Origin of the sequence: Arthrobacter psychrolactophilus, from assembly GCF_003219795.1 — a bacterium.
GTDB classification, from domain to species: Bacteria; Actinomycetota; Actinomycetes; order Actinomycetales; family Micrococcaceae; genus Specibacter; species Specibacter psychrolactophilus.
In genome coordinates this window covers 1-23,184 of the sequence record NZ_QJVC01000015.1, presented here as the reverse complement: position 1 = coordinate 23,184, position 23,184 = coordinate 1, and the positions used below count along the sequence as shown (strand labels likewise).

Here is a 23,184-nt window from a genome sequence, read left to right as displayed (position 1 = left end):
CGAGGGAATTCAACTTCCATCATGTTATGTTACCCACGCCACAAAAACACGTATTTCCGAGAAATACATCGGATGTTTCCTAAAATGTTATCGATCATATACGCGTTGCGCGGTGCCCGCCCACATGGAGCGGGCCTCCGTGGGGCTCAGCAACGACATCAGCGACTCCGCGATCTCCACCGTTTCCCGGTAGCTGCCGCCGAGCAGGCTGACCGGCCAGTCCCCGCCAAACATGAGCCGCTCGGGACCAAACGTCGAAAGCGCGCTATCCCAGACGCGTTCCAGTGCCTGCGCAGAATACTCGGCCCCGTCGGCATGCAGCCCGGAGAGCTTCGCCGTCGTATTTGGCAACGCGGACACGGCGGCCAGCTGCCCCTGCCAGCGCTCAAACTCTTCGTCGCGGCCGCCTCGCGGCGGTTTACCCAGATGGTCAACGACTACACGCAGGCCGGGTAACGCTTGAGCCAGGTCAACCACCTGGTCCAGATACCGGGGGAAGGCGTCGGGAACATCAAAGGACAATCCGGCCTGTGCCACCAGCCCGAGGGATTCACGAACAGATTCGAGGGCCAAGAAATGCGGGCGCGGATCATTGTGAATCAAGGCGCGCACCCCGCATAGGGCGTCGTGATGGCCCCACCTTTCCAATAGCGTCGCTGTAGCAGCCGGATCCTCCAACGGGACCCAGCCCACCACACCCACAATCCAGTTATGCGCAGCCGCTGCGGACAGCATCATCTCGGTGTCGGCCGCGGTGTCATCTGCCTGTACCAAGATGGCCTGATCAATGCCGGCATCCGCCAGCGTCTGGCCTGCCTGTTCGGCAGTGAAGGTGTTGAACAGGATCCCGTGCTCTGGGGTCAGCCAAGAATACTGTCCGGAACCCACCTCCCACAGGTGGACGTGCGCGTCGAGGCGAACCACCGTGTCAGGCGTGGACAAGGCGCTCGTCCAACAAACCGCGCGATACCAGGGCAAGCCACAATTCGGCCGGAATCTCCGCGGCCATGCGGGCCGCCGTTTGAGCGATCTGACCTGGGTTGGAGGCGCCCACCACAACAGTGGCTACGGCCGGGTGGGTGAGGGCGAATTGCAACGCCGCGGCGGGAAGTTCCACACCGAACTCGTCGCAGCAGGCCGCGAGTGCCTTGGCACGGGCAAGGATCTCGGCCGGGGCTGGCGCGTAGTTGTAGTGGGCGTCGTCAGGAACCGCAGTGCGGGCCAACAAACCCGAGTTGTAGACCCCGCAGTTCGCCACAGCAACGTTGCGCTTCAGGCACAACGGCAGGAGATCCTCGGCCGCCGGCTGCTCCAACAAGGTGTATCGCCCTGCAAGCATGATCACGTCGAGATCGGCGGCAGCCACGCAGTCGCGCAGCGCGTCCGCGGAGTTGGCGCCCACGCCAATGGCCTTGATCAGACCTTCCGATCGGAGTTTTTCCAGGGCGGGCAGGGCTTGCCTGATGCCTGCTTCGAGATCGTAGACATCGGGATCGTGTAGATAGGCGATGTCGATCCGGTCTAGGCCGGTCCGCTCAAGGGAATCCTCGATGCTGCGTCGGATCCCGGCTTCGGAGGGATCCCAGCGGCGGACAACATCGGCGGGAACATCGAATCCCTCGGCGTCCCTTGCCCCGGAGGGATTCGCCACAGGCTCTAAGACGCGTCCCACCTTGGTGGAAATGACAAATTCCTCGCGCGGCTTGGTGGCCAAGAACTCGCCGAGACGCCGCTCGGAAAGGCCGATGCCATAGTGCGGTGCCGTGTCAAAGTACCTGATGCCCGCGTCCCACCCGGCAGCGACGGTGGCGGTAGCAACGTCGTCGGACATGGCGCGGTACAGGTTACCGACGCCGGCGGCACCAAATCCCAGCCGACCCAGTTCGGGGAGCGTCATGGCAGTTCCCATACCTTCGGCAGGCCCATGTCGGCACCAGAGTAATCGTCCGCAACCTCGAGGAGCTCGGCCATGACGGCCTGCCATTCGATGTTGACAGGGTTGAGGGCCAATTCCTTGCGCATGGCCTGGTAGTCGGCGACCTCCACGACGTGAAAAAGCTCCCGCCCGCTGCGCCAAATGCTCCAGCCAGTGACTCCTGCCGCGCGCAAAGCAGCGTCCAGCTCGTCGCCGATTCGGGCGTGGACGGAATCGTATTCCGCCTCTTTGCCTGGCTTCAACCGGGTATGCAGGGCAATCTTCTGGCTCATGTCGCATCGCTTTCGGGGTTGAGGAACAACTCAATGACAGGGACGGCCACCCCGGGGCGCTGCACGGGCAGCTTCAGAGTCAACGTTCCGGGGGCCTGGCCTGCGGGCGTCATATGCCCCGCGGCCTGGCCGGGATCCAGCACCATCATGGCGATTTCCGAGGCGTCGTTGAGCAACTGGGCGTATCGCACCTTGTCTGCCAGCCCCGGCAGGTGAATGAATTGGAACGGCCACGCGAACAAGTGCAGGTATAGGCGGTCTCCGCGACGCGTGAATCGTGCGTCCTGTGGGGCGGCCATTCCGGCCGCGCCGGATCCGTAGATGGAGCGGCCGTGCAGGCGCATCCATTCACCCATTCCGCTGAGGGCCGCGGAAGCCCGGGGATCGATCTCACCCCGGGCCGTGGGGCCAACGTTGAGCAGCAGATTGCCACCCTTGGACACGCCATCGATGAGCATGCGGATCAGCTGCTCGGCGGACTTGTAATCCAGGTTGTCCCTGTCATAGCCCCAGCTGCCGTTGAGTGTTTGGCAAGCTTCCCACGGAACTTCCTTACCGCCGCTAAGCATGGCACCGGCGGGTTGATACTGCTCCGGAGTGACAAAGTCACCGGGCACGTTGAGCCTGTCGTTGACGATAATCCCAGGCTGGAGTTCCCGGATCATCTCCATGAGCTCTACGGAACCCCAATCCTCGGCGCCCTTACCGCGGAACGTGGTTCCGCCGTCGGGGTTGGCCGTGGCCTCATCCGGGTAGGAGAAATCGAAGAACAGGTAGTCAATCTGTCCGTAGTTACTGAGCAGTTCGCGCACCTGGCCGTGCAGGTATTCGCGGTACCGGGCGACGTCGCGAGTTTTGTTCAGTTCCTGCCACTGCGGGTTGTTCCGCGCAGCATGGTTGCCGTCGATCGTGAAGTCCGGGTGGTGCCAGTCAATGACCGAATGATAGAAGCCCACCTTCAGCCCGGCCTCGCGCAGCGCCGCAACATAGGGCGTCAGCAGATCCCGCCCGCACGGCGTGTTCGTGGCCTTGTACTCCGTGAGCGCGGAATCCCACAGCGCGAACCCATCATGGTGCTTGGTGGTCAGCACCACGTACTTCATGCCGGCATTCTTCGCGGCGGCAGCCCACTCCCTCGGATCGTAGAGATCGGGGTCGAAATGCTCAAAGTACTTGCGGTACTCCCCCACGTCCATATTCTCCCGATACATGACCCACTCATGCCGGGCGGCCAGGGAGTACAGTCCCCAGTGCACAAACATGCCAAGCCTGTCATGGGTAAACCAGGGCGCATGCTCGATGGTGACTTGGGTGGGTGCGGGCAGGGCAGGCATGAGGTTAGACCAGATCCTTTTGTGGTGCGGCAACGGAAAGTTCGACGGCGGCCACCTCGCCTATTGCTTCGGCTGCGGCTGCCGCGTCGGCCAGCCAGAAAGCGCCGTCCGGGAAAGTGTATTCAGCAATAGATGCCGCGTGCATCTCGCTTCCACCACCCGGAACCAGCGGGGGCCAGTAGCAGCCGTCATGGACGTCGATCGGGGCCACAAAGTGTTCGTGTAGGTGATCCACGAATTCAATCATGCGGTCCTGCTTTTGGCCCGAGACGGCTACAAAATCAAACATCGAGAGGTGCTGGACAGCCTCGCACAGGCCCACGCCGCCGGCGTGCGGGCAGACCCGGACACCGAATTTGGCGGCGAGGAGCAAAATGGCGATGTTTTCGTTGACACCGGCCACGCGGGCTGCGTCGATCTGCAGGACCGACAGCGCATTGGCCTGCAACATCTGCTTGAACATCACGCGGTTTTGCACGTGTTCGCCGGTGGCTACCGGAATGGGGGCCACACCTCGGGCAATGGCAGCGTGGCCGAGGATGTCATCTGGGCTGGTGGGCTCTTCGATCCAGGCAATATCGAAGGGTGCCAGATGGCTCATCCATTCGATGGCCTGCCCCACGTCCCAGCGCTGATTGGCGTCAACAGCAATCTTGATATCCGGCCCCACAGCGGCGCGTGCCGTACGCAGGCGGCGGATGTCGTCCTCGAGATCCGCACCTACTTTTAGTTTGATCTGCTTGAAACCACTGGCAACAGCTTCGTGAGCTAGTCGCGTCAGCTTCTCATCGGAGTAGCCCAACCAGCCAGGTGTTGTGGTGTAGCCCGGGTAGCCCTCGGCCAACAAGGTGGCCGTGCGTGCGCCGCGACCCGCTTCTGCCTTGCGCAGGATCTCGAGGGCCTCCTCACGGGTCAGGGCGTCGGTGAGGTACCGGAAGTCAACCAGGTCAACGAGTTCCTCGGGACTCATTTCTGCCAACAGCTGCCACAGTGGCAGACCGGCACGTTTGGATTTGAGGTCCCACAGTGCGTTGATCACGGCGCCGATGGCCATGTGCATGACACCCTTTTCCGGCCCGAGCCAGCGGAGCTGCGAATCATGGGCAAGTTCGCGCCATGTGCCACCCATGTCGTCCAGGAGTTCCTCCGCGTTGCGTCCCAACAGGTAAGGGGTCAATGCCTTGATGGCTGCCGTTTCCACGTCATTGCCGCGGCCGATGGTGAAAACGAAGCCGTGACCCTCATGCCCGTCGCCGCTGTCCGTCACAACCCGCAGGTACGCCGCCGAGTAATCCGGGTCCGGATTCATGGCGTCAGAACCATCTAGATCACGCGACGTGGGAAAACGGACGTCGCTGGTCTCGACGGCAATGATGGTGCTCACGGGCTACTCCTGGCTGGGGATGGGAAGTCTAAAAAGCTACACACAGCTAAACATCGGATGTTTTCTGTGTCAATATTAGAGATAGGACGGAAATAGCCGTAAGGTTTGGATAAAGTTACTCTAAAGCTCAGATGTTAGGGTCCTCTGGAGGGCCCTCATACCAAAATCGCACCGCACGTTAGAGGTCAGAATTTCATGAAGATTGCACGCCTTGGCGAGCTGGGACGGGAGATTCCCGTTGTCATTGCCGCCGACTCCGCTGGAACCGAAATTAGCTACGACGCCCGCCCGGTCACGGCCACCATCGACGGGGCATTCTTGGCCGGCGGCGGACTCGCCGCCCTGCGCGATGCCTTGGACAACGGCACCTTGTCTGTCTTGGAGAACGCCGACGAGCTACGCATCGGATCCCCCATTGCCCGACCCAATAACGTCATCTGCATCGGCATGAACTACGCCGCCCACGCAGCAGAATCCGGCGCCCTGCCACCTGAGATCCCCGTGGTCTTCCTCAAACCAAACAACACCGTTGCCGGCCCCTTTGACGCTGCGCCGATCCCGCCGCTAGCCGCCAAGTACGACTGGGAAGTGGAGCTCGGGGTGGTCATCGGCCGTGAGGTCAACTACCTCTCCACGCTCGAGGAGGCCGCCGACGCCGTCGCCGGTTATGTCATTGCCAATGACCTTTCTGAGCGCGAATACCAGATTCCCGGTGCCGCAGGTCAGTGGACTAAGGGCAAGTCTCTGCCGAAGTCCACCCCGTTGGGCCCGTGGTTCGTCCCGAAGGAAGACACGGACGCTAATAATCTGCAGCTCAGGAGTTGGGTCAATGGCGAACCTCGTCAGGACTCCAACACGGCAGACCTCATTTTTGACGTCCCCACGATCGTTCACCATCTGAGCCAGTACATGGTGCTGGAAGCGGGCGATGTGGTGCTGACAGGAACTCCAGAGGGCGTCGCCTTGTCCGGCCGTTTCCCTTACATCCAAGACGGCGACGTTGTGGAAGTTGAAATTGCCGGACTAGGCCGCCAGCGCCAGGAGTTCTTCCGCGCAGGCATCACCACCGCCGGCACCAACAACCAAGGGGTCTAAATGAGCCAGGAACTTTCAGGCTTCACAGCCGTCGTGACCGGCGGTGCATCCGGCATTGGTGCCGCCATCGCCGCAAAATTACAGGGCCTGGGCGCGCAGCTTGCCGTGCTTGACCTGAACCCGCAGGATCTCCCCGAGGGCCAGCTCGGCTTTGCCTGCGATGTGTCCGACGACGCCTCCGTCAAGGCCGCGATCGACGGCACCGTCGCTGCCTTTGGTGGCGTGGATATTGTGGTCAACAACGCCGGCATTGGCGCCATCGGTTCGGTGGAAGACAATGACGACGCCGAATGGGCGCGCGTCTGGAACATCAATGTGGTGGGTATGGTCCGGGTTTCCCGTGCGGCACTGCCCCATCTGCGCCAGTCCAGCGGAGCAGCGATCGTGAACATCTGTTCCATCGCGGCCACCGCGGGCCTGCCCCAGCGTGCACTGTACTCAGCCACGAAGGGCGCCGTGCTCTCATTGACGCAGGCCATGGCAGCCGACCATCTGCGTGAAGGCGTTCGCGTCAACTGCGTCAACCCCGGCACGGCCGACACCCCGTGGGTTGGCCGACTCCTGTCCCAGGCCGACGATCCGGCCGCGGAACGCGCAGCCTTGAATGCCCGCCAGCCGCACGGTCGCCTCGTAACAGCCGAAGAGGTTGCCGGTGCCGTGGCCTACCTGGCCAGCCCGCTGTCCGGTTCAACCACCGGAACCTCCATCGCTGTTGATGGCGGCATGCAGGCCCTGCGCCTGCGTCCCGTCGGTTAACCTCCCCAACGCCGCACCACTTTCCGGCCGTTTTCCTCTGACGCGGCATCACTTTCGGGGGTTGCTCCCGTTTCGCTCAATTGAAGGCGAAGAAGCTGCACGAAGATTCGCCGGAAAGTGATGCGGCGTTGGCGAAAACACGCCCGAAAGTGATGCCGCGTTGGAGGAGGGCTAGCCTGCTTGGGCCAGAACGAGCGGGAGCACCTGATCCGCACCTGCTTGGCGCAGGGCGCGTCCTGCCACGGTCAAGGACCACCGGCTGTCCACCAGGTCATCGAGCAACAGAATCGGACCGTTGGGGCCAGATGCAAGAAGTGCCTGCAGCTCGGAGCCAACGGCAAATCGTTCCCACACCCCCGCCAGGCGGTAAGCGCTATTTCCTCCGCGGGAACCCGTGGGGCCACCAAATTCAAGGGACATCTCGCCCAGATATGGCAGGCGCCCAATCTCGCAGATGGCCTGCGCAAAGGAACGCATCAGCAGCGGTTTAGTCCGTGACGGCATCGAGACAACAGCGATCGGCCGTCCCGCGCCTTCCCAGCCGCTTTGGCCCCATTCGCGCAACACTGCCACAACGGCATGCGCCATGGCCGGATCAATGGGAGCATCGGGGGCGCCCGAGGCGAACATGGCCCGCAGCGCATTACCCCACCCGAGGTCCGTGAGCCTGGCCAGGGCCCTTCCTGATGAGACCAGTTCATCGGCCTTCAGCTTGCCCTTAACAGGAACACCCAGCCGGTCCATTCCTGTAGGCCACATGGCCCGAGGATCCAGCGGAAGTCCGGCATGCCGCAGCGCATCACCCGCGGCGTCGGCCGCCCCGGACGCTACCTCGGCATTGAACCAACGGCCCGTGCAGTTATCGCACCGACCGCAAGGCTCTGCCGTGGCGTCATCCAAGGCTGAGGCCAGGTATTCCATGCGGCACCCGGACATCCGCTCGTACTCGATCATGGACTGCTGCTCGTCCACCCGGGCCTGGGCAATGCGCCGGTATCGTTCCTCGTCATAACTCCATGGCTGCCCGGTGGACTCCCAACCACCGGACACTCGCCGCACGGCACCATCAACGGCAAGGACCTTCAGGAGAAGCTCCAGCGGGGTGCGTCGCAGATCTACGCGCGCCTCCAACGCCGGGGTAGACATGGGTTTGACGGACTCCCCCAGCGCCGTCAACACAGCCATGGCCTTGTCCCGATCGGGCATGGAGGCCGTGGCAAAATACCGCCAAATCTCGGCGTCTTCGCTGCCCGGCAGCAACAACACATCGGCGTTGGCACTGCCACGACCGGCACGGCCTACCTGCTGATAGTAAGCAACGGGAGACGATGGCGCCCCCAAGTGCACAACAAAGCCCAGGTCAGGCTTGTCGAACCCCATACCCAAAGCACTTGTCGCCACGAGCGCCTTGACCTGATTGTTCTTCAGGGCCTCTTCGAGCGACTCGCGTTCCATGGTGTCGGTACGTCCCGTGTACGCCTTCACCACATGTCCGGCCTCGGCCAACAGTCGCGCGGTGTCTTCCGCCGCGGACACCGTCAAGGTGTAGATGATGCCGCTGCCGGGCAGCTCGGCCAGATGCGTCAATAGCCACCCCAGCCTGTCGCGGGAATCGGCCAATCGCAGGACACCAAGGCGCAAAGACTTTCGTGCCAGAGGACCGCGGATCGTGAACACATTCGTGCCCAATTGCTCTTCAATATCGGCCACCACACGCGAATTTGCCGTGGCCGTGGTGGCCAGGACAGGTACCGTGGCAGGTAGCTGGGCAATCAGATCGGCAATGCGGCGGTAGTCAGGGCGGAAATCATGGCCCCAGTCAGAAATACAGTGCGCCTCATCAACCACCAGAAGACCCGTGCGTTGGATCAGGGACGGCAGTTGGTTTTCACGGAAGGACGGATTGGTCAGCCGCTCCGGTGACACGAGCAACACATCCACCTCATCGGCGGCCAAGGCGGCGGAGACTAAATCCCATTCCGTGGCGTTGGCGGAGTTGATGGCCATGGCCCGGACCCCGGCACGCTCGGCCGCGGCAACCTGGTCACGCATCAATGCCAGCAGGGGCGAAACAATCAGGGTGGGGCCGGCACCCCTGGCCCGCAACAACAAGGAGGCCACGAAGTACACGGCAGACTTTCCCCAACCGGTGCGTTGCACCACCAAGGCTCGACGGTTGGAATCGACGAGTGCCTCGATGGCTTCGAACTGGCCGTCGTGGAACACCGCGTCGGGCCGACCCACGAGCGCCCGGAGTACGGCAAGCGCCTGGTCTCGAGTGCTCGACGAGGTCCCCTGCCCGTCCGGGTCTCCGGAGGAAACGGCGGAGGAAGTTCCTTGTGCTGGGTACGTTGTCATGTCTCCCAGTATTCCAGCGTCCTCTGACAACTGACGCTCCACCCTGAAATGGCTGTGGATAACCTCCGAACGACACCGTTGCGGCATTGCCATGGAACAGCGGCGGTAGCATGGTGGGGTGACTACTGAAGAAATTTCGCCGGTTAATCTATCCGATTCGTTTAAGGCCTATGACGTCCGCGGCCTCGTGGGCGACACCATCACCGCTGCCTCGGTGCAAGCCGTTGGTGCCGCGTTCGTAGAAGTCCTTGGCCTCGCGGGAGAAACCGTGTTGATCGGTGGCGATATGCGCCCCTCCTCCCCCGAGTTCTCTCAAGCCTTCGCAGCAGGCGCGTCCAGCCGTGGCGCGAACGTGAAACTTCTGGGCCTGATCTCCACCGACGAGCTGTACTTCGCCTCGGGAATCCTCAACGCCGCCGGCGTGGTCTTTACCGCCAGCCACAACCCTGCCCAGTACAACGGCATGAAAATGACCAAGGCTGGCGCCGTGCCCCTGTCCTCCGAGACCGGTCTCGCCGAGATCCGTGACCTCGCCCAGTCCTACCTAGATAATGGCCTCCCCGCCGCCGTGGACACCCCCGGCACGATCGGCGAAGCAGATGTCTTGCAGGACTATGCCGAGTTCCTGCGCAAACTCGTAGACCTCACCGGCTCACGCCCCCTCAAGATCGTGGTCGACGCCGGTAACGGCATGGCCGGCATGACCACCCCCGCCGTCCTCGGTGATGCCCTCCTTCCGGGCCTGCCCTTCGACATCGTTCCGCTCTACTTCGAGCTCGACGGCACCTTCCCGAACCACCCGGCCAACCCGCTAGAACCGGCCAATCTGCTGGATCTGCAGGCCGCCGTTATCAAGCACGGCGCCGATATTGGCCTGGCCTTCGACGGCGACGCGGACCGCTGCTTTGTCATCGACGAGCTCGGCGGCCCCGTCTCCCCCTCGGCCGTCACCGCACTCGTGGCCCGCCGCGAGATCTCCCGCGCCAAGGCCGCCGGCGAGGAACGGCCCACCGTGATCCACAACCTGATCACCTCCCGCGCCGTCCCCGAACTCATCACACACGACGGCGCCCGCGCCGTCCGCACCCGCGTGGGCCACTCCTTCATCAAGACCACCATGGCAGAAGAAGGCGCCGTCTTCGGCGGAGAGCACTCCGCGCACTACTACTTCCGTGACTTCTTCAACGCGGACACCGGCATGCTCGCCGCCATGCACGTCCTCGCCGCCCTCGGCGAGCAAGAAGGCCCGCTGTCCGAGCTCGGCCGCGAATACGAGCCCTACGTCTCCAGCGGCGAGATCAACTCCCAGCTCGAGGATGTCCCGGCCGCCGTGGCCCGCGTCCGCGACGCCTACACCCGCCCCGACGTCACCATCGATGAACTCGACGGACTCACCTTCACCGCCACCAACGGCGACTGGTGGTTCAACCTCCGAGCCTCCAACACCGAGCCCTTCCTGCGCCTGAACGCCGAAGCCCTCAACACCACCACCCTGACCACCCTGCGCGACACCGTCCTGAACCTCATCCGCAAATAACACCCGCAGGAGCCCCCATGGATCTCGCAACACCGCAAACACCGCAGCCGGAACAGTCCGAGAATGACAAACTCGTTCAGGACGATTTGAACAAGCTGCTCGGCACCGCCTTGGGCGTCGCAGCCGAGCAGTTGGAGGCTCACGGAGCCTTCCTCCCGGTTGGCCTCATTCTCACGCACGACGACGAACTCAACATGGTGGCTGTCGCACCCAATACTGTGGATGGCGAAGAGGAAAGCGACCTTGACGCGGACGCCATGGTCGCTGACTTGTTTGAAGCGCTAGGCCAACAGCGCGAGCAAAACCGGGCGGCCGCCGTCGTCTGTGACATTCACCTGCCGGAAGATGCCACGGATGCCATCCACGTCATGGCCGAGCACAGCACAGGTGTTGCGGTCTCCGCCGTTCGCCCATACCGTCAGGGTGCCGAAGGCTGGGAATTCAGCGAGCCTTTCCTGGAAGCCGGCGAGAAAGTCATCTGGCCTGCTTAGTGCGTATCACCAGCTTCTCTGATGTGAGCCTGCGTCTCCTGATGGTCTTGTGCGCGGCGTCGGGCGAGGAATTGCCGACGACGCGCGAGCTGGCCGAGACCGTGGGGACGCCCTACAACCACGTCAGTAAGGCTGCTCTCAAGCTGCGGCAGATGGGTCTGATTGAAGCGATCCGTGGCCGCGGCGGTGGCGTGCGCATCACCCTCGCTGGCAGAAATGCCACGGTGGGTGGTGTTTTGCGCGTTTTGGACGACCACAGTGACGTCGCCGCCTGCGAAACTGCTGCCGGCGAATGCCCGCTGGCCCATGGCTGCGGGCTGCGCGGCGCGCTCAACCAGGCACGGGAAGCTTTTTACGCTTCTCTGGACGATGTCTCCCTTGACAGCCTCAGTAAGAAGCCACAAGGCGGGCCTGTCTCTGTGACCTTAAGCACCCGCCCCGCGAACTAATACGCGGCATTCCGCACAATTTTCTACAAGATGTAGAACTTAGTGTCTACCTGTCGCTTAAATGTGGCATTTGAAATGCTACTTTTGGATTGTCACCATGACTTTGATCCAAGGAGTAAAGATGCTTTCGGAAAAATCACGGCCTCTCATCGTTGCCACCCTCCCTTTGGTGGGCTCGCGGCTGGGTGCTATCACCCCGAACTTTTACCGTCGCTTGTTCGCCGCGCACCCCGAACTCTTGAACGGTCTTTTCAGCCGTGCCAACCAAAGTAATGGCGAGCAGCAGAAGGCCCTGGCAGGATCCATTGCGGGTTTTGCCACGGCTCTGGTTGCCCACCCGGAACTGCTTCCCGAGCAGATGCTCAGCCGCATCGCCCACAAGCACACCTCTTTGGGCATCACCGAAGATCAATACCAGGTGGTTTACAGGCACCTCTTCGATGCCATCGCCGAAGAACTTGCCGATGTCATCACGGCCGAAATCGCCGAGGCTTGGAGCGAGGTCTACTGGCTCATGGCCAACGCCCTCATCAAAATTGAGAAGGGCCTCTACGCATTTCAGGCCAATGACAAGATCTGGATGCCGTGGACGGTTGTTGAGAAGAACCAGGCCGGCACGGATTCCATCACCTTTGTCTTGGAACCGGCTGACGACACCGCCGTCACGATCGCCCGTCCCGGACAGTTCGTCAGCGTCCGTGTGGCGCTCCCCGACGGCTTGCTCCAGTGCCGTCAGTACTCACTCAGCGCCGACGTTGAGTCGATCTCTCGTCGCATTTTCACCACCAAGCGCGACGACGGTGGCGAGGTTTCGCCGGTCCTGCATCGAGATGTGAAGGTGGGGGACGCCGTCGAACTTTCCAATCCTTATGGGGATGTGACGCTCGACGGCGCAGGTCCTGTTGTGTTTGCCACGGCAGGAATTGGTTGCACCCCCTCTGCATCGGCACTGCGTGCATTGGTCACGGCGGGTGAAGACCGCGAGGTTCTGGTGCTGCACGCCGAGAAGAATCTCGAGGCGTGGGCCCTGCGCGATCAGATGACCGCCGATATCGAGTCCATCGATGGTGCGCGGCTGCAGCTGTGGCTCGAGGAGCCCACCGCCGGTTTCCATACGGGATTCATGTCGCTGGAGGGTCTGGACCTTCCAACCGACGCCTCTATGTATGTGTGTGGGCCGCTGCCGTTCATGAAGGCCATGCGCAATCAAGCCATCGAGGCGGGCATTCCGTCCACGAAGATCCACTACGAGGTTTTCGGCCCGGACCTGTGGCTCGCCGGCACCAACTAAGAGCTACGGAAAAGTGCGAGCCGCGGTTCCCTTGTAGAGGGAACCGCGGCTCGCACTTTTGTCATTAGGCAGAGAAGCGGGCCTTGAGGCTGCTCAACTCGGCAGACATTTCAGCCGGCAGAGAATCGCCGAAGCGCTCGTACCATTCGTCAATTCCAGCCAATTCACTTTCCCACTCGGTGGCGTCCACCTTGAGTGCGTCCTCCAGATCCGATGCGGCGACGTCCAATCCGTTCAGATCCAGCGACCCTTCGGCAGGCACGAAGCCAATAGGTGTCTCCACGGCTGCGGCGGTGCCTTCGATGCGCTCGATAATCCACTTCAGGACGCGGCTGTTCTCGCCGAAGCCAGGCCAGGCGAATCCGCCACTTGAGTTGCGGCGGAACCAGTTGACCAGGAAGATCTGCGGCAAACGTGCCTGGTCACCCTGGGCAGAGAGGTCGATCCAGTGCTTGAGGTAGTCCCCTGCGTCGTAACCGATGAACGGCAACATGGCCATGGGATCGCGGCGAACCACACCAACGGCACCCGTTGCGGCCGCCGTGGTCTCCGAGGAAAGTGTTGATCCCATGAAGATGCCGTGGCTCCAATCCCGGGCCTGGGTCACCAGGGGAATCGTGGTCTTACGGCGTCCACCGAACAAGATGGCGTTGATTTCAACACCCTCCGGGGAGAAGTAGTCCGGGGAGAGCATGTCCACCTGGTCGATGGGGGTGCAGAAGCGTGAGTTGGGGTGAGCAGCGGGGGTCTCCGAATCGGGAGTCCAACTATTGCCCTGCCAATCGGTCAGGTGAGCGGGCACCTCATCGGTCATGCCCTCCCACCAGACACCGCCGTCATCCGTGAGGGCAACGTTGGTGAAAATGGAATTGCCCTTCGCAATGGCGGCCATGGCGTTCGGGTTCGTGGACCAGCCAGTTCCGGGAGCCACACCAAAGAGGCCGGCCTCGGGATTGACGGCACGCAGCTCGCCGTCCTTGCCGAAACGCATCCAGTTGATGTCATCGCCCAGGGTCTGGGCCTTCCAGCCGGGGATGGTGGGCTCGAGCAGGGCAAGGTTGGTCTTGCCACAGGCCGAAGGGAACGCGGCAACGACGTGGTAGTCCTTGTTCTCCGGGCTGGTGAGCTTCAAGATCAGCATGTGCTCGGCAAGCCAGCCTTCGTCACGAGCCATGACCGAGGCGATGCGCAAGGCAAAGCACTTCTTGCCCAACAAGGCATTTCCGCCGTAGCCGGAGCCGAAGGAGAAGATGGAGCGTTCCTCGGGGAAGTGCACGATCCACTTCTCTTCATTGCACGGCCATGCAACATCCTTCTCGCCGGGCGCCAGAGGCGCACCCACGGAGTGCAGGGCAGGCACGAAGAACGCCTGGCGTTCCTCGATCGCCCGCAGCACCTCGGCGCCGATGTTGGCCATGATGCGCATGGAGGTCACAACGTAGGCGGAGTCGGTGATCTCCACGCCAAACTTGGGATCCTGTGCGTCAAGGGGGCCCATGACGAAGGGAATGACGTACATGGTGCGACCGCGCATGGAGCCGGCGAACTTCTCGTTCAAGATCGCCTTCATCTCCGTCGGTTCCATCCAGTTATTGGTGAATCCGGCGTCGCGCTCCTTTTCGGAGCAGATGAAGGTGCGTCCTTCGACTCGGGCCACATCTTTGGGGTCCGAGAAAGCTGCGAAGGACTGGGGGAACAGCTCTGGGTTCAACCGTGTCAGAGTTCCGTCAGCAACGAGCTGATCGGTCAGTTCGGCATACTCCTGCGCAGACCCGTCTACCCAGCGGATCGTATCCGGCAAGGTTAGAGCCGCAACCTCTGCCACCCAGGAGGCCAAGCCCTCGTGGGTGGTCATTGCCTGCTCGACGTGTTCCTGCACTGGCGCGTGGCCCATCGTGTTTCCCTTCATTGGGTGGTAGGTGGTGTCTAAATGCTATGACCGAAAATCAGGGCCTTTTGAGCACCGGACATGGGATGTACCCCAAGTCACGAGTTGAAAAACCCTGATTTTCCGGGGTTTCTCAACTTTGTTATGGGTCACTTTTGTGAGCCACATCACCTAGTCCGGTATAGTGGTGCAGAACATTCCGTAATCCACCCCTTTCAATTTGTCCCCTAGATCATTCCTGGGCTATAGTTATTCACGGCTCAAGGGCCAACAAAGAAACAGAATATGCGTGCGTAGCTCAACGGATAGAGCATCTGACTACGGATCAGAAGGTTGGGGGTTCGAATCCCTTCGCGCGCACTTCAAGGAAAAGTCCCAAACATTGCGTTTGGGACTTTTTCGTTTAACATTCATTCGAACGACGAGCCCTACCTTCCCGGTATCACCCACGACTCGCAGGCATGAAATGCCCCAATATTGGCGCGAACTTTGGCCAATTAGTGCATTCGGGTAGGCATAGGTTATAGTTGTTGACGGCCTACGGGCCAATGAAGAAAATGAAACTAAATATGCGTGCGTAGCTCAACGGATAGAGCATCTGACTACGGATCAGAAGGTTGGGGGTTCGAATCCCTTCGCGCGCACTTCAAGAAAAAGTCCCAAACATTGCGTTTGGGACTTTTTCGTTTAAGAGTTGAATCTTTAGGCCGCAACACCAAGGTGTTTCATGATGCGTTCGGCTACGCAAACGCCATCCTTGACCATCGTCTCGTGCCCGCGTCCGGGAACCTCCACCATGGTCGCATCAGGGATCAGTGCGGTCACCTCCGCCACCCAAGCACTCGGACACACCCGATCTCGATTGCCGCGAATCACGAGGGTGCGAGCGCTGATGCTTGGCAGGATGTCCTCGAGGGAGTGGTCCATCATGTGTCGCAGCTTTTTAATGAACCAACGAGGTCCAGTCTTGGCATAGTTCTGGGCGCCAATGAAGATTACTCGGGGACTCTCCCCCAAGAGGTCCTGGATCATGCGCCACGTCTGCCGGGCGATGGTACGTTCTTGACGATTGACGGTGGGAGCCACGAGAACCAATTCGGAAAAAGGTCTGGGCGTTGAGCGGCAGCTTCCGCAACAACCTGAGTTCCCATGGAATGTCCCACAAGAATGGCTTGCTCTAACCCTGCCAGCTCCACGAAGTCAATCAGTAGCGCTCCTGTTTGGGCCATCGAGAGCACGGTAAGCGACTCGGGTGCCTCACCAAATCCGGGCAGGTCTATCGCCACAACGCGACCATAGCGAACCAGCTCTTCACTCAGTTGCGCAAAGTACGAGGCCCCCATGCCAATGCCATGCACCAAGAGAAAGGTCCGCGGGGCAGCCTGCTCGGTGTCTGTGACGACAACTTCGTGCTCTCCCACCAACATCGAGCGCACACTCATACCGTCAGAGTTCCTTCCGACTTAGCCAGCACTATGTGCCGAGCTGGATGTGACTCCTTTAAGGAGCTAGGTTCTGAGGCTGGTTCGGATCGACAAAGACCTTGATCTTGGTCCGGATGCCATTAAAGTGCGAGTTGAGCAGCGCCGCGGCCGTGAGTGCATCTTTGGCAACAACAGCCTCGTAAATGCTCCGATGTTCGCTCGCTGTGTGCAGGAGGTCCGTTCCGCCAGTGCCGACTTGAACGTGAATCTTGCGATAAACCTTCCAAAACACACTCATGAGGTTCATGAGGAGATCATTCCCCAAGGGCTCAAAGAGTAGTCGGTGGAATTCTGCATCCGCTTCAGCGAAGGACTCCCCGCGGTTGGCCGCATCTTCCATCTTGGCAACGGCAGTCCCAATAAGCACCAGGTGCTCATCCGACATTTGAGCGATGGAAGCACCCATGAGGCCGGCTTCGAGAGCTTGGCGAATATCCACCAGCTGCAGCGCCTCTAGACCCTCGTGGCGCAACGACAGGCGGCCCCGGAAGGTCAACCCATCCGCCAAGGCATCAAAGTTGCTCGGCGCTACAAACATGCCAAAACCATGGCGGATCTCAATGACGCCCAGTGCCTGCAAGACCTTCAAGGACTCTCGCAAGGTATTTCGGCCAACGCCGAGAACTTCACAGAGTTCATTTTCTGTGGGCATGGGGTCGCCGGCGTCAAGGTCACGGCTCAAAATGAGCTCCATGATGTCAGCTTGAAGTGCGCGAAGCCTTACCTGGGCACTGAACCGTGCCTTCGGCGTTACCGTCGAGTTGGACAACAAAACTCCTCAGAAATTATGTGGCGCAGCTACTCCGCTTTTCTCACTTTAGTGGCGTAAACAGAATCGAAGGCACCTGTGCATCATGTCGTTCAAGCTCACCTCGCCTCGCGGGTTTTGGTAAACTACCCAAATCCCACCAACGTGATGTGAAACATAGAATATCGGATGTCCGACCACTTGCCTACAAGCAGTTAAGTTTGGCACGCTGCCGGCCGCGTTAAATCTAGCAATAGGGACCACCCCACAGAGGGACATTCTTCCCGATGGGCGCCGATATCAAATTGAGACCAAAGCCATACTTGACCAATCGCTGTGATGGCTATTACAGTTTTACCATAAGCATCGGACGTCCTACATCCGATAACTACTTAGACGAAATGGTGAGTCAACAGAATGAGCAATTCTCTTCAGAACCTGCCTTCCAGCACCGCATCACGGCGCACGTTCCTCAAGGCCGCTGGCGTCCTTGGGGCAGCAACTGCTTTCACCGCAAGCCTCGCAGCCTGCGGTTCGTCCGACAAGGGCACCGAGACCAGCGGCTCCGCTGCTGCAGTCAACAAGGATCTCTCCATTGAAGCGGGCATTTCATACTCCCTCTCTACTGGTTTCGATCCCATGAGCTCCTCGGGTGCAACCCCGCTGGCTGCAAATCTTCACATCTTCGAAGGCCTTGTGGAACTCCACCCGGCAACGCGTGAACCGTACAACGCACTTGCCAAGGAAGATCCCAAGAAGATCGACGACACGACCTACCAGGTCACCATCCGCGACGGCGCCAAGTTCCATGACGGCACCCCTGTCACCACCGAGGATGTTGCCTACTCCTTCGAGCGCGTGCTGGACCCGGCCAACAAGGCCTTGTTCGCACAGTTCATCTTCTTCATCGATTCCGTCAAGGTTGTCGATGAGAAGACCGTTGAGTTCAAGCTCAAGACCCCGTTCAGTGGTTTCGGTCCCCGCATCTCCGTCGTCAAGGTTGTCCCCAAGGCCGTTGCTTCCGCAGACCAGAAGGCCTTTGACGCTAAGCCGATCGGTTCCGGCCCGTACAAGTTCGTTTCCGCAGCCAAGGACGACAAGATCGTCTTCGCTCGCAACGACGACTACAACGGCCCCAAGCCCGCCTTGGCTAAGGACATGACCTGGTACCTGCTCTCTGATGCCAGCGCGCGCGTCACGGCTATGCAGTCCGGCCGCGTTCAGGCCATTGAAGATGTTCCCTACTTGGATGTTGACTCGCTCAAGGGCAAGGTCACCGTCGAGTCGGTTCAGTCATTCGGCCTCATGTTCTTGATGTTCAACCTGACCAAGGCTCCCTTTGATAAGAAGGAAGTTCGTCAGGCGCTGCATTACGCACTCGACAAGGAAGCCATCATCAAGACGGCTCTCTTGGGCAACGGCGCCGCGGCCACTTCCTACTTCCAGGAAGGCAGCCCGAACTACCAGAAGGCTTCCACGGTTTACGCCTACGACGCCGAGAAGGCCAAGTCGCTGCTGTCGGCAGCGGGCGTATCGGGCTTGAAGCTGACGCTGACCAGCACGGATACCGCATGGGTCAAGGACGTTATCCCGCTCATCAAGAAGAACTGGGATGCTGTTGGCGTTTCGACAACCTTGGAGCCCTTGGCTTCCTCGGCTGTTTACGCACCCGAGAAGGTTGGCGGCCTGAACTACGACGTCGTCGCCGCCCCCGGCGATCCGTCCGTCTTCGGTAACGACGCTGACATCCTCCTCAGCTGGTTCTTCCGCGGAGATACTTGGGCCAAGAACCGCTTCGCATGGAACGAAACCCCGGAGTACAAGGAAGTTCAGACCAAGCTCAATGCAGCTCTGGCCGCCCCGGAAGCTGATGCAAAGAAGCTCTACAGCGAGATCATCAACATCATCGCCGAGGAAGCTCCGTTGTACCCGATCTTCCACCGCAAGCTGCCCACCGCATGGGACCCCAAGAAGCTCAATGGCTTCCAGCCGCTGCCGACCACTGGCGTATCTTTCGTGGGCGTCGGTCGCACCGAGTAGCTTCACCTTTTTGATTGAAGTACCGCTTTACCTTGCATGACACACACCTCGGGGGCTGTGGCCAGTTGGCCGCAGCCCTCAGGTGTCACACCACAATCCCTATGACGCAGCACACAGTTTCATGCTAACCAGAAGCTGCAATTAGAACCGGAGTAAGTACATTGGCAAATTTCTTGCGACTGCTTGGACGCAGGCTCGCAGCACTGCCGTTGATGATATTGGGCGTCACCCTTCTCGTCTTCGTCGTGTTGCAGTTCGCTCCTGGCGACCGTGCCGTTGCCGCACTTGGTGAAGGAGCCTCGCCTGAGGCACTGGAACAGTACCGCCAGGTCAACGGCCTCAACGATCCCCTCTTCATTCAGTATTTCCAGTACCTAGGCCGGCTCATTACGGGCAACTTTGGTAACACCCTCCCGCCGGAAAAGCCCATCCTTGAGGTTATTTCCAGCGCGTTCCCCGTGACCTTGCAGCTGACCTTCGTCGGCGTGATCATCGCAGTTATTATCTCTTTGCTCTTCGGTGTTCTGGCCGCTCTCTACCGCGACACCTGGGTTGATCAGCTCATCCGCGTGTTCTCGGTTGCAGCTATTGCCACCCCGTCCTTCTGGCTGGGTATCTTGCTCATCCAGTGGTTCGCCCTAGGCGACAACTCCTGGTTCCCCTCAGGGGGCTTGACCGAGGGTGAAGGTTTTGTCGGCTGGATTAGCTCCATGGCCCTGCCCGCCTTGGCTCTGGCTATCCCGGTCTCGGCGTCGCTGATCCGCGTAGTCCGTACCTCCATGGTGGAAGAGCTTGATCGGGACTACGTCCGTACCGCCATCGGCAACGGAGTCCCCTACACCACAGTTGTTTCCCGCAACGTCCTGCGTAACGCCCTTGTCACCCCGGTGACCGTGCTGGGTCTGCGCATTGGCTACCTGCTCGGCGGTGCCGTCGTGATTGAAATGATTTTCTCCCTGCCGGGCATGGGTCAGCAGATCCTCAACGGCATCACGAACTCTGATACCAACCTGGTCCAGGGCGTTGTCTTGGTCATCGCCGTGACGTTCGTGATTGTGAACATCTTGGTTGACCTTATTTACCTGCTCATCAACCCCCGAATCAGGACGGTCTAAGTCATGCGAAGCAAACTTGCCGAACGGCTAAGCGCGCCAGGCCTGCGCTTCAAGGCCCTGAATCTGGGTTCCAAGCTGGCCCTGATCTTCCTGCTCTTCATCGTGATTGTGGCCATCCTGGCTCCCTGGATTGCCCCTCACGACCCGCTGGAGACCGGCGATCCCGCCACTGCCCCCAGCGCAGCTCACTGGTTTGGTACCGACCGTATTGGCCGCGACGTCATGTCTCGTCTGATGTACGGCGCCCAGGCCTCCTTGATGATCGGCCTCGGCGCCGTGGCTTTGGCCATCGTTGTCGGTGCCACCCTCGGTGCTCTCGCCGCGACGTCGTCGAAGTCTGTCAATGAAGTCATCATGCGCATCATGGACATCTTGATGGCCTTCCCCGGTATCGCCCTCGCCGCTGTCTTGTTGACGGCTTTTGGTAACTCGGTTCCCACCATCATCTTGGCCATCGGCATCATTTACACCCCGCAGCTTGCTCGCGTGGTTCGCGCCAACGTGCTCTCGCAGTACGGTGAAGATTACGTCCGCGCTGAGCGCGTCATCGGCGCCGGCCGCCTGTACATCATGCTCAAGCACATTGTGCGCAACACTGCAGCCCCCGTGCTCGTGTTCGCAACGGTCATGGTGGCCGACGCCATCATCTTGGAAGCCTCGCTGTCCTTCTTGGGCGCCGGTATCCAGGATCCCGATCCCAGCTGGGGCAACGTCATCTCCTACGGACGTAACCTGGTGCTCTCCGGTGGCTGGTGGGCAACGACCTTCGCTGGTCTGGTCATCCTCCTGACGGTGCTCTCACTAAACATCTTGGCTGAAGGCCTGACCGATGCCATGGTCAACCCGAAGCTCAAGCGTGCCGCTCCTGTGAAGGACGACGACGGTTCGGCAGCTGCCGCTCTGGAACTCGCCAAGGCTGATGCCGCCGCTCGCGCCGCCATCGAGGATCCCTTTGCGGCTCTCGATCAGGAGTTGCGCCTGCTCCAGGCAGTGGAAAAGACCCGCACGGATCGTCTCGATCAGGTGGGCCCCGAGGCCCGCGTGATCTTGGAAGTGAAGAATCTTTCCATCCGCTTCCCGGCTCGCTTCGATAACACCCCGATCGTCGAGAATGTCTCCTTCACGGTTCGCGAAGGCGAAACCATGGGCCTCGTGGGTGAATCCGGTTGTGGCAAGTCCATCACCTCCCTAGCCATCATGGGCTTGCTGCCCAAGACTGCTGTTGTCACCGGATCCATCAAGTTCGATGGCAAGGAACTTCTGGACCCTGTCACCAAGCACAGCTCGGTCAAGGCTTACGAAGGTTTGCGCGGCGAACAGATCGCCATGGTGTACCAGGATGCCTTGAGCTCCCTGAACCCCTCCATGTTGATCAAGGATCAGATGTTGCAGCTGACCCGCCGCAACGGACGTAAGACCCCGGCCGAGTTGTTGGAAATGGTCAAGCTTGATCCTGTACGTACGCTCAACAGCTACCCGCACGAGCTCTCCGGCGGTCAGCGTCAGCGCGTATTGATCGCTATGGCCCTGTCCCGCTCGCCGAAGATTGTGGTAGCCGATGAGCCCACCACCGCTTTGGACGTGACAGTTCAGAAGCAGGTTGTTGACCTGCTGAACGAACTGCGCGAGCAGCTCGGCTTCGCGATGGTCTTCGTCAGCCACGACTTGGCCCTCGTGGCCTCCTTGGCTCACAAGATCACCGTCATGTACGCCGGCCAGGTTGTCGAGTCCGCGCAGGCTGCCGAACTCCTCACCCACCCGACCCACGAATACACCCGTGGCCTGCTCGGTGCCGTGCTCTCCATCGAGTCCGACGCCGTTCGTCTGCACCAGATTCCCGGCACGGTTCCCTCGCCGCGCGAATTCGCTTTCGGTGACCGATTCGCTAGCCGCTCGCAGCGTCCCGACGCTGATCCAAACCAGAAGCTGGCTTTTGTTCCTATCACCCGTGATGGCGTGACGACGGATCACTTCTGGGCCAGCTACAAACGTGAAGATGCTCAGGCGGTTTCCGCTGGAGCAGATACGGAAGGTGCAGCATGAGCAAGCACACAGCAGCCGCCACTGAAGGCAGCGCCCCGGTCATCGAGCTGAAGGACTTGCACGTCCATCACCGAACCCGCGCCGGTAGCCTGTTCAAGCCCAGCTATGTCAAGGCCGTCAATGGCGTTGACTTCACCATCAGCCGTGGCGAAACAGTCGGCATCGTGGGCGAATCCGGTTGTGGCAAGTCCACGCTGGCATCGGTTTTGGTCGGCCTGCAGGAACCCACCTCCGGTCAGGTGTTGTTCCATGGCAAGCCCGCCATCAAGCGCAACGCAGCCATGCGTAAGGAATTCGGTCGCTCCGTCTCCGTGGTCTTCCAGGACCCGTCGACGGCGCTGAACCCGCGCATGACCATTCAGGACATCCTCCTGGACCCGCTGGTTGTTCACGGCATTGGCAACGGCGCTTCCCGCCTGGCCAAGGTCGCCGATCTGTTGGCGCTGGTTGGTTTGCCGCAGTCGGCCGCCGAGGTCACGCCGTCGCAGGTTTCCGGTGGACAGCGCCAGCGTGTGGCTATTGCCCGCGCACTGGCTTTGGGCCCGGACATCATGGTGGCTGATGAGCCTACCTCCGCGTTAGACGTTTCCGTCCGCGCCCAGGTGCTGAACCTGCTCTCGGATCTGAAGAAGGAACTGAACCTGGGCATGGTTTTCATCAGCCATGACATCCAGACTGTTCGCTACGTTTCAGACCGTATCTGCGTCATGTACTACGGCCAGATCGTGGAACAGGGTTCGGCTGAGCAGATCTTCGACAATCCCACCAACGATTACACGAAGAAGCTTCTCGGCGCTGCGCCGTCACTGCTTCATATCTAATCCCCTTTTCGTCCCGGGCTGTTGCTGCCGCACTAGCCCCAGCAACAGCCCGGGCCCAGCAGTTATCTACTCAATACAAACAATTTTGGAGCAATTCTCGTGACTACTGTCGCTTCCCGTTTCCAGGGCGTTATCCCTCCCG

General features: G+C 60.5%; 20 protein-coding genes and 2 tRNA genes. 12 read left to right on the top strand and 10 right to left on the bottom strand.

Going from position 1 to position 23,184, the window contains the following annotated elements:
- Positions 1 to 87 precede the first annotated feature (87 nt).
- The 5 genes from CVS30_RS13115 to CVS30_RS13095 are packed head-to-tail and all read right to left on the bottom strand — an operon-like array spanning position 88 to position 4,926.
- Complete coding sequence (locus CVS30_RS13115) at positions 88 to 942, bottom strand: amidohydrolase family protein (protein WP_245934594.1); 855 nt, start codon at positions 940 to 942, stop codon at positions 88 to 90.
- The gene (locus CVS30_RS13110) at positions 929 to 1,897 is read right to left on the bottom strand and encodes an aldo/keto reductase (protein WP_110485787.1); all 969 of its coding nucleotides are present in this window, start codon (positions 1,895 to 1,897) and stop codon (positions 929 to 931) included. The genes CVS30_RS13115 and CVS30_RS13110 overlap by 14 nt, the downstream gene beginning before the upstream one ends.
- A complete protein-coding gene (locus tag CVS30_RS13105; protein ID WP_110485786.1) occupies positions 1,894 to 2,208 on the bottom strand; it encodes an L-rhamnose mutarotase in 315 nt (104 codons plus the stop codon). The genes CVS30_RS13110 and CVS30_RS13105 overlap by 4 nt, the downstream gene beginning before the upstream one ends.
- Positions 2,205 to 3,542, bottom strand: a complete 1,338-nt coding sequence (locus tag CVS30_RS13100; RefSeq protein ID WP_110485785.1) for an alpha-L-fucosidase — start codon at positions 3,540 to 3,542, stop codon at positions 2,205 to 2,207. The genes CVS30_RS13105 and CVS30_RS13100 overlap by 4 nt, the downstream gene beginning before the upstream one ends.
- A gap of 4 nt (positions 3,543 to 3,546) precedes the next feature.
- Complete coding sequence (locus CVS30_RS13095) at positions 3,547 to 4,926, bottom strand: L-fuconate dehydratase (protein WP_110485784.1); 1,380 nt, start codon at positions 4,924 to 4,926, stop codon at positions 3,547 to 3,549.
- Positions 4,927 to 5,121: 195 nt separating this feature from the next.
- Between CVS30_RS13095 and CVS30_RS13090 the strand changes: the two genes are divergently transcribed.
- Positions 5,122 to 6,021, top strand: a complete 900-nt coding sequence (locus CVS30_RS13090) for a fumarylacetoacetate hydrolase family protein (RefSeq protein WP_110485783.1) — start codon at positions 5,122 to 5,124, stop codon at positions 6,019 to 6,021.
- Positions 6,022 to 6,777: an SDR family NAD(P)-dependent oxidoreductase gene (locus tag CVS30_RS13085; RefSeq protein WP_110485782.1), complete on the top strand. Its 756-nt coding sequence runs from the start codon at positions 6,022 to 6,024 to the stop codon at positions 6,775 to 6,777. It begins immediately after the preceding gene.
- 171 nt (positions 6,778 to 6,948) lie between these two features.
- Here the strand turns inward: CVS30_RS13085 and CVS30_RS13080 are convergent, their stop codons facing one another.
- The gene (locus tag CVS30_RS13080) at positions 6,949 to 9,135 is read right to left on the bottom strand and encodes a RecQ family ATP-dependent DNA helicase (RefSeq protein WP_110485781.1); all 2,187 of its coding nucleotides are present in this window, start codon (positions 9,133 to 9,135) and stop codon (positions 6,949 to 6,951) included.
- A gap of 118 nt (positions 9,136 to 9,253) precedes the next feature.
- On the opposite strand from CVS30_RS13080, the gene CVS30_RS13075 reads away from it, so the two are divergent.
- The 4 genes from CVS30_RS13075 (at position 9,254) to CVS30_RS13060 (ending at position 12,903) form a co-directional block, all read left to right on the top strand.
- The gene (locus CVS30_RS13075; RefSeq protein ID WP_110485780.1) at positions 9,254 to 10,672 is read left to right on the top strand and encodes a phosphomannomutase/phosphoglucomutase; all 1,419 of its coding nucleotides are present in this window, start codon (positions 9,254 to 9,256) and stop codon (positions 10,670 to 10,672) included.
- A gap of 17 nt (positions 10,673 to 10,689) precedes the next feature.
- A complete protein-coding gene (locus CVS30_RS13070; protein WP_110485779.1) occupies positions 10,690 to 11,163 on the top strand; it encodes a hypothetical protein in 474 nt (157 codons plus the stop codon).
- Positions 11,163 to 11,612: an RrF2 family transcriptional regulator gene (locus CVS30_RS13065; RefSeq protein ID WP_110485778.1), complete on the top strand. Its 450-nt coding sequence runs from the start codon at positions 11,163 to 11,165 to the stop codon at positions 11,610 to 11,612. Before CVS30_RS13070 ends, CVS30_RS13065 begins: the two co-directional genes overlap by 1 nt.
- Positions 11,613 to 11,733: 121 nt before the next feature.
- The gene (locus CVS30_RS13060; protein WP_110485777.1) at positions 11,734 to 12,903 is read left to right on the top strand and encodes a globin domain-containing protein; all 1,170 of its coding nucleotides are present in this window, start codon (positions 11,734 to 11,736) and stop codon (positions 12,901 to 12,903) included.
- 64 nt (positions 12,904 to 12,967) lie between these two features.
- Here the strand turns inward: CVS30_RS13060 and CVS30_RS13055 are convergent, their stop codons facing one another.
- On the bottom strand, positions 12,968 to 14,797 hold the full coding sequence (locus CVS30_RS13055; RefSeq protein WP_110485776.1) for a phosphoenolpyruvate carboxykinase (GTP): 1,830 nt from the start codon (positions 14,795 to 14,797) through the stop codon (positions 12,968 to 12,970).
- A gap of 281 nt (positions 14,798 to 15,078) precedes the next feature.
- Between CVS30_RS13055 and CVS30_RS13050 the strand changes: the two genes are divergently transcribed.
- A tRNA-Arg gene (locus CVS30_RS13050) sits at positions 15,079 to 15,151 on the top strand.
- 211 nt (positions 15,152 to 15,362) lie between these two features.
- Positions 15,363 to 15,435, top strand: a tRNA-Arg gene (locus CVS30_RS13045).
- A gap of 58 nt (positions 15,436 to 15,493) precedes the next feature.
- Here the strand turns inward: CVS30_RS13045 and CVS30_RS13040 are convergent.
- Genes CVS30_RS13040 through CVS30_RS13030 form a run of 3 tightly spaced genes read right to left on the bottom strand, consistent with a single transcriptional unit; the run spans position 15,494 to position 17,044 of the window.
- A complete protein-coding gene (locus CVS30_RS13040; RefSeq protein ID WP_110485775.1) occupies positions 15,494 to 15,823 on the bottom strand; it encodes an alpha/beta fold hydrolase in 330 nt (109 codons plus the stop codon).
- Positions 15,820 to 16,233 carry an alpha/beta fold hydrolase gene (locus CVS30_RS13035; RefSeq protein WP_110485774.1) on the bottom strand — a complete coding sequence of 138 codons (414 nt, stop codon included), beginning with the start codon at positions 16,231 to 16,233 and terminating at the stop codon, positions 15,820 to 15,822. The genes CVS30_RS13040 and CVS30_RS13035 overlap by 4 nt, the downstream gene beginning before the upstream one ends.
- Before the next feature lie 58 nt (positions 16,234 to 16,291).
- Positions 16,292 to 17,044: a FadR/GntR family transcriptional regulator gene (locus CVS30_RS13030; RefSeq protein ID WP_110485773.1), complete on the bottom strand. Its 753-nt coding sequence runs from the start codon at positions 17,042 to 17,044 to the stop codon at positions 16,292 to 16,294.
- Positions 17,045 to 17,440: 396 nt separating this feature from the next.
- On the opposite strand from CVS30_RS13030, the gene CVS30_RS13025 reads away from it, so the two are divergent.
- From CVS30_RS13025 to CVS30_RS13010, 4 genes are all read left to right on the top strand, one after another.
- Entirely contained in the window at positions 17,441 to 19,063 is a 1,623-nt protein-coding gene (locus CVS30_RS13025; RefSeq protein WP_110485772.1) for an ABC transporter substrate-binding protein, read from the top strand.
- A gap of 161 nt (positions 19,064 to 19,224) precedes the next feature.
- Complete coding sequence (locus CVS30_RS13020; protein WP_110485771.1) at positions 19,225 to 20,178, top strand: ABC transporter permease; 954 nt, start codon at positions 19,225 to 19,227, stop codon at positions 20,176 to 20,178.
- 3 nt (positions 20,179 to 20,181) lie between these two features.
- Positions 20,182 to 22,221, top strand: coding sequence for a dipeptide/oligopeptide/nickel ABC transporter permease/ATP-binding protein (locus tag CVS30_RS13015; RefSeq protein WP_110485770.1), 2,040 nt, complete (start codon positions 20,182 to 20,184; stop codon positions 22,219 to 22,221).
- Positions 22,218 to 23,042, top strand: coding sequence for an ATP-binding cassette domain-containing protein (locus CVS30_RS13010; protein WP_110485769.1), 825 nt, complete (start codon positions 22,218 to 22,220; stop codon positions 23,040 to 23,042). Before CVS30_RS13015 ends, CVS30_RS13010 begins: the two co-directional genes overlap by 4 nt.
- Positions 23,043 to 23,184: the final 142 nt, after the last annotated feature.